General features: G+C 70.6%; 1 protein-coding gene. It reads right to left on the reverse strand.

Translation table 11 applies throughout. The features are described 5' to 3' along the window. Nucleotides 1–651, reverse strand: a 651-nt coding sequence (locus AC1DWF_RS35415) for an FAD-dependent oxidoreductase (protein ID WP_476843136.1), incomplete at both ends; no start/stop codon positions are given.

The following is a 651-nucleotide window of genomic DNA, read 5'->3' on the forward strand; positions in this document are numbered from 1 at the left end:
GTCCTCGCCCGTCGCCCGGAATCCGTATTTCGTCAGCAGGCCGAGCGGCAAGCCGTGGATGGCGTCCTGCGTGTTCACCGGCAACTCGGGCGTGAAGCGGATGGCGCCCGCCGCCAGCACGCCGGTCGAGACGGTGACAATGGCCGCGCCCGCCCGCAGCGAGCCCCAATCGCCTTCGACGGTGACGCCCGGCCCGTCCCAGCGCAGATGCGTCACCGCATGGTCCAGCCGGATCGGCAGCCMTTCCGCGAGCCGGGCGACCAACCCGCCGACCCCTTCGACCGGCAGCAGGTTCGGGCCTTCCAGGTCCACGGCGACGTAATCGCGCAGGGAAATCAGCGAGAGTTCCGCGGCGTTGATCTGCGAGCCCAGCCAATGCGCGATGGTCGCGTTCCAGCGCCCGCCCTTCGGCACGACCTCGGAGACGGCGCGGTCCGGGGTGTCGGATGCCTCGGTGATCGCGGCCTCGAAGACGTCGCAGGCGCTGATGTATTCGGCCATCTCGGCCCGCGTGGCGAAGCGGTCGCCGAGGTGCAGGTGCCGGCCGCGCACCGTGTCGTGGTCGAGGTGCTCGCCGATGAAGCGCGTCAGTGGGTTTTCGTCGGCCTGATGCAGCCAGGTCGCTCCGTGGTCGAAGGGGGCGCCCAGCAC

The sequence above is a fragment of the Aminobacter sp. P4_D5 genome (genome assembly GCF_056401815.1).